Origin of the sequence: Streptococcus gordonii (assembly GCF_001553855.1) — a bacterium.
In the GTDB taxonomy this organism is placed as follows: Bacteria; Bacillota; Bacilli; order Lactobacillales; family Streptococcaceae; genus Streptococcus; species Streptococcus gordonii.
Genome location: NZ_LQWV01000037.1, coordinates 55277 through 71890, shown reverse-complemented (window position 1 = coordinate 71890; position 16614 = coordinate 55277). Strand labels below are relative to the sequence as shown.

The 16614-nt window shown below is 39.7% G+C and carries 16 protein-coding genes; 5 read left to right on the top strand and 11 right to left on the bottom strand.

Annotation, left to right across the window (positions count from 1 at the left end; genetic code table 11):
* Positions 1-96 precede the first annotated feature (96 nt).
* From AWH02_RS07625 to ccpA, 10 genes are all read right to left on the bottom strand, one after another.
* A complete protein-coding gene (locus AWH02_RS07625) occupies positions 97-453 on the bottom strand; it encodes a YbaN family protein (RefSeq protein ID WP_060553990.1) in 357 nt (118 codons plus the stop codon).
* A 34-nt stretch (positions 454-487) separates the two neighbouring features.
* Positions 488-1291: an MBL fold metallo-hydrolase gene (locus AWH02_RS07620; protein ID WP_060553991.1), complete on the bottom strand. Its 804-nt coding sequence runs from the start codon at positions 1289-1291 to the stop codon at positions 488-490.
* Positions 1284-2645, bottom strand: a complete 1362-nt coding sequence (gene vicK, locus AWH02_RS07615) for a cell wall metabolism sensor histidine kinase VicK (RefSeq protein WP_053794800.1) — start codon at positions 2643-2645, stop codon at positions 1284-1286. The genes AWH02_RS07620 and vicK overlap by 8 nt, the downstream gene beginning before the upstream one ends.
* Positions 2638-3339, bottom strand: coding sequence for a response regulator YycF (gene yycF, locus AWH02_RS07610; RefSeq protein WP_008809004.1), 702 nt, complete (start codon positions 3337-3339; stop codon positions 2638-2640). Before yycF ends, vicK begins: the two co-directional genes overlap by 8 nt.
* A 209-nt stretch (positions 3340-3548) precedes the next feature.
* Positions 3549-5492, bottom strand: a complete 1944-nt coding sequence (thrS, locus tag AWH02_RS07605) for a threonine--tRNA ligase (protein ID WP_060553992.1) — start codon at positions 5490-5492, stop codon at positions 3549-3551.
* A gap of 10 nt (positions 5493-5502) precedes the next feature.
* Positions 5503-6129: an AAA family ATPase gene (locus tag AWH02_RS07600; RefSeq protein ID WP_196755809.1), complete on the bottom strand. Its 627-nt coding sequence runs from the start codon at positions 6127-6129 to the stop codon at positions 5503-5505.
* Positions 6130-6396: 267 nt separating this feature from the next.
* A complete protein-coding gene (locus AWH02_RS07595; RefSeq protein WP_060553993.1) occupies positions 6397-6762 on the bottom strand; it encodes a hypothetical protein in 366 nt (121 codons plus the stop codon).
* A gap of 35 nt (positions 6763-6797) precedes the next feature.
* Positions 6798-8111 (bottom strand): glycosyltransferase family 4 protein, encoded by a 1314-nt coding sequence (locus AWH02_RS07590; RefSeq protein WP_060553994.1) that lies wholly within the window; start codon positions 8109-8111, stop codon positions 6798-6800.
* Between the two features lies 1 nt (position 8112).
* On the bottom strand, positions 8113-9111 hold the full coding sequence (locus AWH02_RS07585; protein ID WP_060954917.1) for an LTA glycolipid anchor biosynthesis glycosyltransferase, IagA/BgsA family: 999 nt from the start codon (positions 9109-9111) through the stop codon (positions 8113-8115).
* A 144-nt stretch (positions 9112-9255) separates the two neighbouring features.
* Positions 9256-10260 (bottom strand): catabolite control protein A, encoded by a 1005-nt coding sequence (gene ccpA / locus AWH02_RS07580; RefSeq protein WP_048775076.1) that lies wholly within the window; start codon positions 10258-10260, stop codon positions 9256-9258.
* A gap of 164 nt (positions 10261-10424) precedes the next feature.
* On the opposite strand from ccpA, the gene AWH02_RS07575 reads away from it, so the two are divergent.
* The 5 genes from AWH02_RS07575 (at position 10425) to AWH02_RS07555 (ending at position 15535) form a co-directional block, all read left to right on the top strand.
* Positions 10425-11507 carry a M24 family metallopeptidase gene (locus AWH02_RS07575; protein WP_060553996.1) on the top strand — a complete coding sequence of 361 codons (1083 nt, stop codon included), beginning with the start codon at positions 10425-10427 and terminating at the stop codon, positions 11505-11507.
* 458 nt (positions 11508-11965) lie between these two features.
* Positions 11966-13012 (top strand): FecCD family ABC transporter permease, encoded by a 1047-nt coding sequence (locus AWH02_RS07570; protein WP_060553997.1) that lies wholly within the window; start codon positions 11966-11968, stop codon positions 13010-13012.
* 1 nt (position 13013) lies between these two features.
* The gene (locus AWH02_RS07565; RefSeq protein ID WP_060553998.1) at positions 13014-13769 is read left to right on the top strand and encodes an ABC transporter ATP-binding protein; all 756 of its coding nucleotides are present in this window, start codon (positions 13014-13016) and stop codon (positions 13767-13769) included.
* 55 nt (positions 13770-13824) lie between these two features.
* Entirely contained in the window at positions 13825-14853 is a 1029-nt protein-coding gene (locus AWH02_RS07560) for an ABC transporter substrate-binding protein (protein ID WP_060553999.1), read from the top strand.
* A complete protein-coding gene (locus AWH02_RS07555) occupies positions 14834-15535 on the top strand; it encodes an alpha/beta hydrolase-fold protein (RefSeq protein WP_060554000.1) in 702 nt (233 codons plus the stop codon). The genes AWH02_RS07560 and AWH02_RS07555 overlap by 20 nt, the downstream gene beginning before the upstream one ends.
* A 215-nt stretch (positions 15536-15750) precedes the next feature.
* Here the strand turns inward: AWH02_RS07555 and AWH02_RS07550 are convergent, their stop codons facing one another.
* Complete coding sequence (locus AWH02_RS07550; RefSeq protein ID WP_060554001.1) at positions 15751-16590, bottom strand: DNA/RNA non-specific endonuclease; 840 nt, start codon at positions 16588-16590, stop codon at positions 15751-15753.
* Between the last annotated feature and the right edge of the window lie 24 nt (positions 16591-16614).

Here is a 16614-nt window from a genome sequence, read left to right as displayed (position 1 = left end):
CTACTATTATACCAAAAATTAAATTTTCCTGCCCTCTTTTTCTTGCTTTAGGCAAAGGAAAAAAGACAATTATAACAATTGTCTTTTCTAAAGTTCTTACTTATCAGGAATGACCTTAAATAAGTAGTAGGTGATAAAAATTGTCAGAGAAAATAGACCGATCTTTACAAGTACAAGAGGAGCAAAAAAGATAGAAATGCCCATCAAAATGTAGATGGATACGATAATCTTTTTCTTACGCTCCTTAGCTATTGAACCTGTCTCCCGAAAATCCGCCACATAGATCTGGTACATTTTGGTATGATAGAGCCAATTTTCAAAACGTTTGGAACTCCGAGAGAAGCAAGCTATGGACAAGAGCAAAAAAGGAGTTGTGGGCAAGATTGGAAGAAGAATTCCAACAACACCCAGCCCCAAAGACACTAGCCCAACAAGAAAATAAATGGGACGCATAAAATCTCCTAGTAATTTTTCATTTTCAACATGACTAAATTGATGTCAGAGGCGTAGCCGTATCAGGAGAAGTATCCAAAACTTGAAAATCATGATTGACTGCCAAGTCAGCTTGAACCAGCTGATTAACCATAGTCATATGAGCCAGCTCCTTGATATTATTCTCCTTACTTAAGTGACCTAGATAAATCTTTTTGGTTCTGTTCCCCAAGGTTCGAATCATCGTATCAGCACCATCTTCATTAGATAAATGCCCTTTATCGGATAAAATACGTTGCTTAAGACTCCAAGGGTAAGCTCCACTACGCAAAATTTCTACATCATGATTACTCTCAATCAAGTATCCATCAGCATTTTCAACTACTCCAGCCATACGATCACTCACATAGCCCGTATCCGTCAGCATAACAAAACTTTTATCGTCTTTCATAAACCGATAAAATTGTGGTGCCGCCGCATCATGGCTAACACCAAAACTTTCAATATCTATATCACCAAAAGTCATAACCTTACCCATTTCAAAAATATGCTTTTGGCTAATATCAATTTTTCCCAAGGCACTATCCATAGCTTTCCAAGTATCTTCGTTAGCATAGATATCTAAGTTATATTTTCGGGCTAAAACCCCAACACCATGAATGTGATCCTTATGTTCATGAGTTACTAAAATAGCATCTAAATCTTCTGGTTTACGATTAATTTCACTTAGAAGACTAGTGATTTTTTTACCAGATAGTCCTGCATCCACCAAAATCTTCTTTTTGTCTGTTTCTAAATAAAAACAATTACCACTGGATCCAGATGCTAAAATGCTATACTTAAAACCTTCCTTAGTCATCTTTACTTTCTACTTCTTCACTTTCCCAGCCATCATCCAAAACAGCATCCTTATCATACGGCAGGACAATTGTAAAAGTCGATCCGACTTCATACTCACTCTTGGCCCAGATAAAACCATGGTGCTGCTTGATGATTTCTTTTGCAATCGCAAGTCCTAAGCCTGTTCCACCTTGCGCACGGCTTCGAGCCTTATCCACTCGATAAAAACGGTCAAAGATCTTAGGCAGGTCTTTCTTAGGAATTCCCAATCCCTCATCAGAAATTGAAATAATCAGCTGATCTTCCGTCGTTTTCATTCCTACGGTAATCTTTCCACCATCTGGAGAATACTTGATAGCATTATTCATGATATTATCAATGACCTGCGTCATTTTATCAGTATCAATTTCAACCCATATAGGTGTGATTGGATAATCGCGCACAATCTCGTATTTTTTGGTTTCATCCTGACTTTTAATCTTATCAAAACGATTCAAAATAAAAGTGATAAAGGCTGTAAAATTAGTTAATTCCACATCCAAATGGCTGCTATCATTATCAATCCTTGATAAGCTAAGCAAATCAGAAACCATCCGCATCATTCGGTTTGTTTCCGTAAGGGAGACCTTAACAAATTCGGGAGCAACTGGTTCAGAAAGAGCTCCTTCATCCAAAGCTTCTAAGTAAGACTTAACACTTGTTAAAGGGGTACGGAGCTCATGACTTACGTTTGATACAAAAAGCCGACGCTCCCGTTCCTCTTTTTCCTGTTCTGTCGTATCATGCAGAACAGCTACCAAACCAGAGATAAAACCAGATTCTCTACGAACCAAGGCAAAACGAACACGTAGACTTAAAAATTCACCATTTTCATCTTGAGAATCAATAGTCAACTCCGGCATCTTGGTAATTAAATCCCGCAGATCATATTCATCCGCAATATCTAACAAGTCTAAAATACTTGTATTTTGGACTTCCTCTGGATCAACACCTAGTTGCTTAGAAGCCATATCATTAATCATGATAATCTGGCCCCTACGGTTGGTTGCCAAAACCCCATCCGTCATGTAGGACAAAATACTAGTCAAACGTTTGGTTTCTTGCTCCAGATTTTCTTGTGTTAATCTAGTCACCTCAGACAAATCATTTATACTATTGGTCATATCCGTAATTTCTGGACTGCCCTGCATATCCAGAACCTCGGAATAGTCTCCTGCGATTAAATCTTTGATCTTTTGATTGAGCAGACGAAGTTGGCGATTATCTCTTCTATTCTCTAAAAAGAGAAGGGCAACGACCAAAATAAAACCTAAAACAATTAAAACAAAAACAAAATCTACAGAAAACACAAATTGTCTAATATTTTCAATCATTGTTTCTCATATAGTAGCCAACGCCACGACGAGTTAAAATATACTCTGGTCGGCTTGGCGTATCTTCAATCTTTTCACGTAGGCGGCGAATCGTCACATCAACAGTGCGTACATCACCAAAATAATCATAACCCCAAACTGTCTCTAACAGGTGTTCGCGTGTCATGACTTGACCAACATGACTGGCCAAATGGTAGAGTAATTCAAACTCACGATGGGTTAATTCTAGTTCCTCGCCATGTTTCTTAGCAACAAAAGCATCTGGTAAAATTTGCAATTCGCCCACTGTCAACTCATTCGAGCCCTTTTCACTTTCTTGGGTATCTACAGCAAATTCTGAACGTCGCAAAATAGCCTTGACACGAGCTTGGAGCTCACGGTTAGAGAAAGGCTTGGTCACATAGTCGTCTGCTCCAATTTCGAGGCCGATAACTTTATCAAACTCACTATCTTTGGCCGATAGGACAATAATTGGAACATTACTGGTCTTCCGAATGGTGCGTGCTACTTCTAGCCCGTCCAATTCTGGCAACATCAAATCCAAAATCAAAATATCAGGATTTTCTGCTTCAAACATCTCAAGAGCTTCACGGCCATCAAAAGCCGTAACAACTTCATAGCCCTCTTTTACCATATTAAATTTTATAATATCTGAAATTGGTTTTTCATCATCTACAACTAATATTTTCTTCATATCTTTCACCTTTTTTTCTGTCTCTTTTATTATAACAAACTTTCTTAAAATAGACTAATTTCCCCAATTAAAAATACTATTTCTTTATCTTACAATTTAAAGACATTCGTGACAATACTGTAAAAAAATAGCTTATAAAAAAATCTAAAAATTAACAGCCAAAAAAGAAACAGAACTCAAAAAGAACCCGCAAAGCGAGTTCTTGATCATTATTTTTCAACGCGTGATTTGTTGGCGATATCAGCTAGGATATTTTGAACAAATTCTTCTACTGCTACTGTATGTGTTTCTTTTTGGCCGTAGCGACGAACATTGACTGTTCCGTCTTCCATTTCCTTGTCCCCAACGATCAATTGGTATGGAATTTTGCTAGTTTGTGATGCACGGATCTTGAACTGCATTTTTTCATTGCGCTCATCTACATCAGCACGGACACCACGGTCACGGAGTTTCTTCGCCACTTCCCATGCGTAGTCTACGTGTTTTTCGTTAGAAACGGGGATGAGAGTTACTTGATGTGGTGCAAGCCATGTTGGGAAAGCACCTTTGTAGTTTTCAATCAAGATGGCTGTGAAGCGTTCCATGGTTGAAATAACCCCACGGTGGATCATAACTGGACGGTGTTCTTCACCGTCAGCCCCAATGTATTTGAGGTCGAAGCGTTCTGGAAGCAAGAAGTCCAGCTGGATAGTCGAAAGGGTTTCTTCTTTTCCAAGGGCAGTCTTAACTTGGATATCGAGTTTCGGACCGTAGAAGGCTGCTTCACCTTCAGCTTCAAAGTAGTCAACACCCATTTCATCAAGGGCTGCACGAAGCATGGTTTGGGCATTTTCCCACATCTCATCGTTGTCAAAGTACTTGTGAGTATCTTGAGGGTCACGAAGAGAGAGACGGAAGCGGTATTCAGTCAGGTTGAAGTCTTCATAAACATCGATAATCAACTGAAGGGCACGTTGGAATTCTTCTTGGATTTGTTCTGGAGTGACAAAGAGGTGGCCGTCGTTGAGAGACATTTCACGCACACGTTGAAGACCAGTGAGGGCACCAGATTTCTCGTAGCGGTGCATCATACCGATTTCAGCGATACGGATTGGCAATTCACGATAAGAATGAACATGGTGTTTGAAGACTTGGATGTGGTGTGGGCAGTTCATTGGACGAAGGACAAACTCTTCACCGTCTCCCATGTCCATAGTTGGGAACATATCTTCACGGTAGTGATCCCAGTGACCAGAAGTTTTATAAAGCTCTACTGATGCAAGTGGTGGAGTGTAAACATGTTGGTAGCCTGCAGCGATTTCCTTGTCGACAATGTAGCGCTCCAATTCACGACGGATAGTCGCACCATTTGGCAACCAGAATGGAAGTCCTTGACCAACTTCTTGTGAAATCATGAAGAGGTCAAGCTCTTTACCAAGTTTACGGTGGTCACGTTCTTTGGCCTCTTCACGCATTTGAAGGTAGTTTTTCAAGTCTTTCTTGTCAAACCAAGCAGTACCGTAGATCCGTTGCATCATAGCATTGTCGCTATTTCCACGCCAGTAAGCACCAGCTACATGGAGCAGGTGGAAGATTTGGATGCGACCAGTTGATGGGACGTGAGGTCCACGGCAAAGGTCCACGTATTCACCCTGACGGTAGATAGTCAAACCGCCTTCGTCTTCTGAGTGTTCTTCAATCAATTCCAACTTGTAAGGGTCGTTCTTAAAGATTTCACGTGCCTCGTCTTTAGTAACTTCTTCACGAATTGATGGGAAGTTTTCTTTGACGATTTTCTTCATTTCTTCTTCGATACGAGGAAGGTCTTCGTTTGAGATTTGACCAGCTTGATTGTCCGTATCGTAGTAGAAACCATCTTCGATAGCTGGACCAACTCCCAAGTGAATGTCTGGGAAAAGGCGACGAGCTGCTTGAGCAAACAAGTGAGCCGCTGAGTGGCGCAAGATTGGAAGGGCATCTTCGTGATCAGGTGTCACGATTTCGATGCTTCCATCTTCAGTGATAGCACGAGTCGTGTCGATGAGTTTGCCGTTGAATTTACCGGCCAAGGCTTTTTTAGCTAGGGAATTGCTGATGCTTTGTGCAATTTCAAAAGTAGTAACGCCAGCTTCGAATTCACGAACAGCGCCATCTGGGAAAGTAATCTTAATCATGGTTTTCTCCTTAAATATTTATTCTATTTTTGTTGGACAATTTTAAGAGCCGAGCAACTTCTTCCGCATTCTGATTCTCTGATTGACTACCATCTGTTACGAGACTAGAATAACCTAATTTCATCGCTTCCTTACGCACCATTTGGGCAAAAAGAATGTCTCGTTGCATCCAGTTTTCAAAAGCTTGCTCAGGATTGGTTGTTCCCTCTAAAACATAAGGAACCCAGTCTCTCTGTTTATAATGCTTTTTTTGAAAATCGGCTGTTGGAGTCAAGCATAGATAGGAAGACGCTGGACATTCAAGCTCCTTTACCAAGTGAGGCAAAAGTCCTGCTCCCTCCAACAAGAGAGGTCTGTTTTGATTTTTTATCAAGTAAGATTTTACATAATGAAAAATCTCTTCATAAAAGCGCCATTCTTCATCTGCCATCTCTTTTGGATTTCTCATCCAGTTTTGTTCCGGATTTCTGTCCTGTCTAAGAAGGCAAATCGGCTGTGCGTCTGCACTTGCTTGACTCATCATCTCGTCTACCAAATCATCCAGTTTGATATGAAGTAGCTGATACTGTCTAGCAAGAAGTGAAGCAATTGTTGACTTCCCACTACAAGACGATCCGCCAATCAAATAAAGCATCATTCTACCTCCTTCTGACAAAATAAAAACGACATCCTCAAAAGGACGTCGCAACGTGGTTCCACCTTCATTTATGTTCCTCAAAAAAGAGGGACACCTCAGATTGGCTTTAACGTAGCCACCGTTTTATGTTTGCATAAAAAATGACAGAGTAGTCCCAACTGCATCCTCTACGCGATTTCCAGCTCCACGCGCTCTCTAAAAGATTTCCTGCAGGTGATATGTCTCTAGGAAACATTATAGCACGATTGAAAAAATTTGCAAGAACTTTTACATTTTTCTAGCTTCGTTATTTTTCTTTCTCAGATGATAAAACAAATGCCCTAATCCATTACCAGACAGTGAAGAAAGAAAATAAACCAAGTGATAGAGAGGAATCCATTCTCCAAAGATAAAAATTGTCAACAAAAATAGAAGGCCGACCAAGAGTGAAAAACGCAATGAAAATCCATAAAATACTGCATATAGCAAAGACACCAAAAGAGTGACCAGAGGTGAAAATATAAGAACATTTCCAACCATAAGGCTTTTACTTACTATTGAATCAAGTGGCAAATATATTAGCAAAATATCAAACACTAAATAGAAAAAGACAAGGGGAAATAAGAAAAGAAATTCATTTTTTCTGTCTCTCATCCCCTCACCTCCTTTTCACCTTTCAAAGAGTAAACTTATTCTAGGTATTTGCGAATTTTTCTGATTTGTTTTCTTGAAGCTTTGATCATCCGAGTGGATCCATTTACTGGAAGAAGGATAATTTTACCAGGCAATTTTATCATTGATTTGGCAAAGCGTCTTGTTCTTGTTTCATCCGGCCTAATTTCATTTTGAAAATCTTTAGAAATCCCTAAGTCCAGATAGAATTCATAGACACGGCGCCCAAAATTTTCTGCTGAAATTTCATAGAGTTTATCTGCCAATCTCTCTTCATCCATTTTTGGTGTTGTCATAACTGCTTCTAAAATAGCACCAGATAGGTCGTTATCCTCATAATAAAGTGTCCCAAACATTTTATCCGTCACAACATTATCTAGATAAGGATTGCCGTGGGCAATAATCGGTGTACCACTGGCAATACTTTCCAAATATGTTAGTCCCTGCGTCTCACTAGTTGATGCAGAGATAAAGAAATCAGCCGCCTTATAGTAAAGGGCAGTTTCATTTGGAGGTATCATGCCCGTGAAAATAATAGAATCAGTAATACCCAAACTCTCAGCCTGTTCCTTCAAGTCCGACAAATAAGGGCCGTCTCCTGCTACTACCAATTTTACAGTAGCATTTTCTTTTAAGACATCTGGTAAAGCTGCAATAACTGCTTGAATATTTTTCTCATAGGAAACCCGAGACAAACTGAGTAGCATAGTTTCTGAGTCATCGATTGCCAATTTCTTTCGTAAATCTTCAATATGATCTTTGGTGATTTCAGGTCGTTCAAACTTAGCCAAATCAATCCCTGTAGGAATGACCCTCTTTTCAGTTGTAACCTTGTAGCGTGTTAACAAATCATAGACGATCTCACTAGGACAAATCACACCATCCATATCATTCAAAAAACCACGGACGATATACTTAACCATACTAGGCCGAATCAGCATTCCATTTGCAATATAGCGGACGTAATCTTCATATTGAGTATGATAGGTATGCAGGACAGGAATCTTTAATTCCTTAGCAATCCAGACTCCTAACAATCCCAATGAAAATTCAGTCTGTGTGTGAATGATATCAAGCTGATACTGGCGAGCAATCTCTAAAGCCTTAGAAAAACCGCGGTATGCAACCCGACGATCTTTAAAGGCAAAAAAGGGAACACTCGGTATCCGAATAATCTGCCAATCCTCATAACGATTCACGTCTTTATCAGTTGTCGTAAAGATAAAAACCGTATGTCCTTGCTTTTCAAGTTCCGTCTTCAAAGTACGAATACTCGTCGCTACACCCGAGACCTGAGGAAAATAGGTATCTGTAAAAAGACCAACGCGCATATTACATCTCCAATACTTTTCGATAGGCTTCTACTAGCTGATAGGCCACATCATCAATTGAACGGCTTTGAGCCACTCGATAACCAGCTTCACGTTTATCAACTTGACCGTCTAAAACTTTTTGAAGTGACTCAACAAATTCATCAACATTATGACAAAGCTCAGCAGATTCTTCGCTAATCCATCCCTCATACACAGGAATATCTCGAAGGACAACATGTTGCTTGCTAGCTAGGGCTTCCAAGACCACAATACCTTCTGTCTCTTCGTAGGATGGGAAAAAGAAGGCATCACTTCCTGACATAGCTCCTTGAAAAACTGCTCCCTTAAAATAGCCAGGAAACTCCACATTAGAAGGATGATCTTTTTCTACTAATCTACGAATCGAAGCAGGGATCAACCACTTATTGATCGAACCTAGCCAGATAAAACGAACATCAGGCATCCTTCTAGCCACTTCAACAAAGTCTTCTATTCCTTTTCTCTTAAAATAGAGACCTGCGCAGACAACAACCTTTTGACCTTCCTTAACCTGAAAATGTTCTCTAAAAACCTTTTCTTTTTTAGGATCTGCTTGGTATTTTCCAAGATCTATACCGTTTGAAACAGCAATAATCGGTGTCGTTACCCCGTAGCCTGCAATAAGCTTTTTAGAATACTCTGACGGTGTAATAACAAAGTCAGCCTTTTGATACATATGAGCCAGATATTTACCAAATAACGGTGCAAATAAATTTGACCCAATAAAAGAATTCTGAAAATCCTCCTTGGTAGAATGGCCATGCATAATAACCTTCTTCCCATGTCTCTTGGCGGCATGTAAGAGAAGCAAACTTCTTGGTCCATAAGTATTAATATGGACTACATCATAATCACCTAAAATATCTGTCGTATACGGAATACCAGCCAGGTCCAAGGCATGCATTTGGTGTTGCAAAGCTCGACCAATACCAGATTTTTCTAGCACTGATTTTCCTTCTAAATACAATAAAACTTTCATAAATACTATTATACCTGAAAGCAGAAAAAAATTAAACTTTAAATGGCAAAAGCAGGTATGGATTTCTCAATCCTATTGCTTTTCTTGCCAATAAGTAGCCTTAAACGGCATATCAAAAAAGCCACCGAATGGTGACTTTAACTTTTATTTTCTAGTTGAGTTACGTTCGTAAATACCATGAGACAGAACAACTTCACGTTCTTCCAACTCTTCTTTGTGCATAATCTTAGTCAGCATACGCATACTAATAGCACCTAAATCATATAAAGGCTGGCTGATAGTTGACAAATTTGGACGTGTATAGCGAGATATTTGTGAATCATCGCTAGTGATAATTTCAAAATCCTCTGGAATTTTTACTCCGCGATCAGCTAGTCCGTTTAAAAGACCAGCTGCCAGCTCATCACCTGTCACAAAAGCAGCCGTTGCTTTAGAAGCAATTACTCGTTCAGCTAAATTATAACCATCATCATAGCTGTACTTAGACTCAAAGACAAGACCTTCGCTGTATGACAGCTTTTTGCTCTTAAGAGCCGTTTTATAACCGGATAAGCGTACTTTTCCATTGATATCATCAACTAAAGGTCCGCATACAAAAGCAATTTTTTTATTGCGCTTAGCAAGGAATGTGATAGCGTCAATCGTAGCCTGTTTATAATCTATATTAACACTTGGCAATTGGTGCTCCACATCAATAGTTCCAGCCAAGACAACTGGCGTGCGTGAACGAGAAAATTCTGAACGAATCTTTTCTGTAAGGTGGTAACCCATAAAGATAATACCATCTACTTGCTTAGAAAAGAGAGTATTTACAACTGAAACTTCCTTATCATCATCCTCGTCACTATTTGCTAGGACGATATTGTATTTATACATCTCAGCAATATCATCAATTCCCTTAGCCAGTGTTGAGAAATAACTATTTGTAATGCTTGGAATCACGACTCCAACTGTTGTAGTCTTCTTGCTAGCCAAACCGCGAGCCACTGCATTTGGACGATAATCAAGGCGATCAATTACTTCCAAAACTTTTTTCCGAGTGTTTTCTTTTACATTCTTGTTTCCATTAACTACACGACTAACTGTCGCCATAGAAACCCCTGCTTCACGGGCGACATCATAAATGGTTACTGTATCGTCTGTGTTCATATTGTTTCCTTTCCTAAATTTGAAAATAACGTTTTCATATTCCTACCAAGAACATTTTATCACTTCTTGGAAACACTTTCAAGCATTTTGATGAGTTTATTTGAAAACTCTTGCTTTTTTAGCCATTTTTTGCCAAAATAGAGGCATAGAAAGAAGGTTTCATTATGACAAAATTGAATCAAATTCGTAATTTTCTTGAAAACGAGAAAAAAGACGCTGCAATCATTTCAGATCCAGTTACAATTCATTACTTAACCGGATTTTATAGCGACCCTCATGAGCGTCAAATGTTTCTCTTTGCCTTCACAGATCAAGAACCTCTACTCTTTGTTCCTGCTTTAGAAGTAGAGCGCGCTTCTAGCACCGTTTCTTTTCCTGTAGTAGGTTATGTAGATTCTGAAAACCCTTGGAACAAAATTAAGGCTTCCCTACCAGTCAAAGGGGTTAAAACTGTGGCTGTTGAATTTGACAATTTAATTTTAACTAAATACCACGGTTTGAAAACTGTTTTTGAGCAGGCTGACTTTACAAACCTTACACCATTTATTCAACGGATGCGACTCATTAAGTCTGCTGATGAAATCCAAAAAATGCTTGTAGCAGGCCAATATGCCGATAAGGCTGTTAACATTGGTTTTGACAATATTTCTTTGAATAAAACTGAAACTGATATCATTGCGCAGATTGACTTTGCCATCAAGCAAGAAGGATATGAAATGAGCTTTGAAACCATGGTCTTAACTGGAAATAATGCAGCCAACCCTCATGGTATCCCAGGAGCAAACAAAATTGAAAACAATGCCCTCCTACTATTTGACCTAGGCTGTATGGTTAATGGCTACGCCAGCGATATGACACGGACCGTTGCTGTTGGCCAACCTGACCAGTTCAAAAAAGATATCTACCATCTAACATTAGAAGCTCAGCAAGCTGCACTTGACTTTATCAAACCAGGTGTGACAGCTCATGAGGTAGACCGGGCCGCTCGACAAGTTATCGAAAAAGCTGGCTATGGCGAATATTTCAACCATCGTCTTGGCCATGGTATTGGTATGGATGTTCATGAATTTCCATCTATCATGGAAGGTAATGACATGGTTATTGAAGAAGGTATGTGCTTCTCTGTTGAACCTGGTATTTACATTCCTGGCAAGGTCGGTGTCCGCATCGAAGATTGTGGTTATGTCACTAAAAACGGATTTGAACTCTTCACTGAAACTAGCAAGGACTTGCTCTACTTTGATTAGAATAACAAAAGGCGCCCATTGCGGTGCTTTTTTGCTAGTTTGACATCTTCTTAGTTTACCGTATTCCGCCAGTTCTATAGTTGAGACGAATTCCAGTTTGAATAGTCGGAACAAAGACATAAACTTTAGGCTTCTGTCTCTGGACTTTACTTGCAAATGAAAGATTATCTTTTCTTTGTTTCTATTCGCTATTAGATGGAATTTTTTTAGCACTTTCTAGATTCTCGTTGTCCTCACTTTGAAACAGCAATTACAAGCCTGAACTCTATTGTTTGGTTTTTTTTTCTAAAAAATAAGAATCCTAAAAAACAGTCAACAACCATTTGGTGAAATTTTTTAAATGAATAAATGATTAACGTATCAAATCATGTCTTCCCTTGCCCTTCTTTTTTTAAAATGTTATAATTTTATTAAATTGTCAGAACATTCTAATATAGTTTCGTTTTAAGGAGCCATCTATGTCCGTCAAGAAAGTCAAAAGTAGAGGCTATCTTCTCTATCTTACTCTCTTACTATTTCTCATTATATTTTTACTTTTTTCGTTGTTCTTATCTGTTTCTTTAGGAGCTGTTAAAATCAATTTGTTAGATACCTACCGGATTGTGTTCAGTAAGTTAGGTTGGTTCTCAAATATAAGATACCTTTCCAAATCAAGTATTGCAATCGTTTGGAATATGCGAGTCCCAAGAGTACTCCTTGCCATTATTGCAGGAGCTGGACTTTCTATCTGCGGGTGTGTGATGCAGTCCACTGTCAACAACCCCATTGCTGAACCTTACATTCTGGGGATTTCTTCAGGAGCTACTTTTGGAGCTACACTCAGTATCATTTTAGGCCTTAAAGCCTTCACTGGAGTTGCTGCTTTTGCGGGAGCACTTCTAGCAACTGCTACTGTTTTGCTAATTGCGACTATACAAGGAAAGTCGACAACATCCAGTCTGATTCTTTCCGGTACAGTAGTTAACGCCCTCTTTATCGCCTTTGCTAATTTTATCATTTCTCTTGGCGCCAATGCTGATAGCGCTTTGACTATCAAATTCTGGACTATGGGTTCTCTGGCAGGAGCATCTTGGTCGAATCTAACTTTTCCTGCTTTCATTGTCAGTCTTTCCCTTTTGTTCTTTTGGTCTCAATATCGAATTTTTAACGCCATGACGATGGGGGAAGAAATTGCTTTAACATTGGGTGTGCCCTTACGCTTTTATTGGTATCTTTATATCACTATTGTCGCGATTATCACTGCTATGCTAGTGGCGTCTTGCGGGATTATTGGTTTTGTAGGATTGATCACTCCTCATTTAGCAAGAACCCTAATAGGAAGCAATTATAAAGAAATCTTACCTATAGCCAGCTTGCTTGGAGCTCTCTTTGTTCTTTGGGCAGATGTTTTTGCTCGTGTTTTAATAAAAAATGCCGAGCTTCCGATTGGTATTTTTACCGCTTTAGTAGGAGCTCCCTTTTTTATCTATATGGTTGCTAAAAGTCGAAAGGAGATGCTTAGTTGAGATGGATCTAATTTGCGAAGATATTCACTATTCAATTGGCCAGAAAAAAATTTTAAATGGCATTTCTCTAAAAGTCGAAGGGAGAAAATTCCACACTATTCTTGGACCCAACGGCTGCGGTAAAACAACCCTATTGAAGACTATATATCGTCAAATTAAACCAGACAGTGGTAGGATTTTTTTAAACGGAAATCCATTAAAAAATTTGAGTTTAAAAGCTACCGCCAAAGGTATGGCCGTTCTAAGTCAATTTAACCAGTTACAATTTGACACCACTGTAGAGGAAATCGTGTTACTGGGCCGAATTCCCCACCTATCTTTTCTACAGAGGGAGAAAGAAGAAGATTATGACTTAGTTCGTCAATCTTTGCTTCAAGTAGATATGCTTGATAAAGCCAAACGCTCCTACTCTTCCCTATCAGGAGGAGAAAAGCAAAGGGTCTTGTTGGCTAGAGCCCTAGCTCAGCAACCAAGCTTACTACTCCTAGACGAGCCGACCAATCATTTGGATATCAAATACCAGCTGGATATGCTACGAATCGTCAAAGACCTGAACATCAATGTTTTAGCAGTTTTACACGATATCCAACTGGCTTGTCGGTATTCAGACTATATTTACCTCATGAAGGGAGGTGAGATTGCATACCAAGGCGCTCCAAAGGAGACCATCACCCATGATTCACTGCAAGCCGTTTACGGCATTCAGAGCAACGTGATCTGGAGCAAGGATCAACAGGCCATGATTCAGTATCTATAAGAGCCTACTCTCAGCTTTATCTATACAAGCTCCAAGCCCAAGAAAGGAAGGAAATATGAAAAAAACACTCAGTATCTTACTCGTCGCAACTGCTGCACTGACAATGGCAGCCTGCAATTCTTCATCTAAGGAGAGCACGAAAGAAAGCTCAACTTCACAATCTTCCTCCAAAACAGAAAGCGCGAAAAAGAGCACAGCAGAGACAAAATATCCAGTGACAATCAAAACTTACGATGCCGAAGGCAAGGAGATTGATCAGGTCTTTGAAAAGGCACCAAAAAAGGTCATCACCAACAACCTTTCGACAACCGAAATCCTGATTGAACTAGGATTGAAAGACAAGATCGCTGGTATGCTCAATCCAGACAATGATGTCACAGATAAATACAAGGCTGATATTGCCACCATTCCGCAAGTTGGCGACAAGAAAACCGTATCACAGGAAACCGTGCTATCCTATGAACCAGACGCTCTTCTTGGCCGAAACATGATGTTTTCTGAGAAGTCTCTGGGAACAGTCAGCGCCTGGAATGAAAACAAAATCCCTGTCTACACACAGAAGGCTTCCCTATCTAATACCAAGCAAGACCTAGGCAATATCGTTGAAGATGTCAAGAATATAGGAACCATCTTTAATGTCCAAGACAAGGCCAATCAGTATGCTGACCAGCTACAAAAAAGAATTGACACTGTCAAGAAAGCTAATAAGGCTAGTCAAGGCGAAAAGAAAAAAGCACTCATTATGTGTGCCTACAACGATGAGACTTTCGGTGCCTATAAATCTGCCCTGCAGGAGAGCCTGCTTAACCAGCTCGGCTATACCAATGTAGCGACCGGAACCTCTGACTTGACCTTGGAAAACCTGGTCTCTATGGATCCAGAAGTCATCATCTACGTAACCAGCGATCGCAACAAGTCCATGGATGAGCAAGCAGTTGATCTAATGAAAGCCAATCCAGTTCTGGAAGATGTCCCAGCGATCAAAAATCAGAAAATCATGACCATCTCCTATGATGAGTTCATGGATTACGGTCCTGCTGTAATCGACTCACTCGAGAAAATCAATGACTTTGTCAATAAATAAGACCTTTGTCTGGGATGGGATCACTGTCAATATTGCCCTGCCCCAAGATTATGACGAATCGAAACCTTATCCAGCAATCTTTCTAAATGATGGCCAGATAAACTACCTGAGCAGCCTTTCTTCATCGGTAATCTTAATCGGACTGATATCAAACAACAGGCTGGACGATTATACACCCTGGAAAGCCAATGCTCTAAAGCCTAGCAATCCCGATTTTGGCGGCAGAGCAGATAGCTATCACCAAAAGCTTTTTACCGGTATACTTACAGAAATCAGACGGCACTACCTACTGGATGAGAAGAGAATTGCCTATGGTGGCTACTCTCTCGGTGGACTAGCGGCTGTTTACAGTCTCTATAGCGACTGCAAGATTCCTTGTATTTTTTCTATCTGCGGTTCCTTTTGGTACCCAGGTTTTACCGACTATTGCCGGACACAGGACTTGAAAAACAGGAACTGTCTAGTCTATTTGCAGAATGGAAAGACAGAAGGTGCGAATCACTCGAACCGACTTTCCAAGGCTCCTTTCTATGCTGAAGAAATTCATCGCTTGATTCAGAAAGAAATCCTTTCCACGTGCTCCATCTTTGACCCTTATGGACATCATGAAGCTCTTCAATCAAGGTATGATTCCTTTATAAAATGGTTAGTTCAATACTGGCATTTAGAAACAACTAGTTAACTATCTTTCTTAAAAAACTTTAATCTAATCAAGGAACTATATTGAGAAACACTTTTAATTCATATCAAAGTAGATAGCTTATACATTTCTTCCTCTCTTCTAATTTTAGAAAGTAAATAAAAAAGCACCAGATTTATCGACCCTAAAAGTTAGATTGAAATAATCTAAAGATTAGGGTCTGGTAAAATTGGTGCTTTTTCTGTCTTACTGCATGACTACTCTACTGTTACTTCTCCAGTTCTATAGTTGATACGAATCCCGGTTTGAATATTCGGAACGAAGACATTAAACTCAAGACTTCCATCGCTAGACTTTGCTTCCAAATGAGATCCTACTGCTATCAGGTCATCAGGATTAGCATAAATCAAGGTTACCCGATAACGAACTCGCTTCTTTTTATCCAAAGCCTTCCGAATCAAGCTTTCATAAAAATTTTGCCCAGTAGATGAAGGACTGTTTGCCTGATTTGCCCAAGCTGTTTGGACAGCGATATTCTCTGGGTTACTTGTAGAAGCATCGAAGTTCTTTAAGCCTCCGACTAAAGAATAAGCTAATAAATGCCCTCGGTCAACAGCATGATTAAAATCTCCACTAAGATTTCTCACTTGATGCCAGCCGGCGGGAACCCAACTTGTCGTTCCGTTTCCGGTTTCTTCTCGATTTTTGTATTGTCTAGTCTGTTTAGAAAGCAGAGCATTCCCAATTATTGGTACTAACTGTCCCTGAACTGACTTTGTCTGATTTTGTGCATAAGGCTGACTGGCAATATCAGCATTCAGGTCTGTCTTGTTGCCATTAATAATATAAGCACCTGCCTGATTCCATTCTATGTTGCCTTTTAATTGCTTGCGAACAGAATCAGTCAGCACACTCTGAGATAGTGCTTGCTCGGGACTTGAGATATCCCTTCTTCCTGTTCTTTGAACCTGTGAATTAGACTTTATCTTATCCTGATTCTGATGGTTTGAGAAGTAACTAGCACCAGCTATCAGAACAAGTGCCAGAATCAGTCCGACTATACTTTGAAAGAGTTTCTCTTCTTGTTTCTTCTTCATTTTTTCCTCATAAAAATAGGAGCG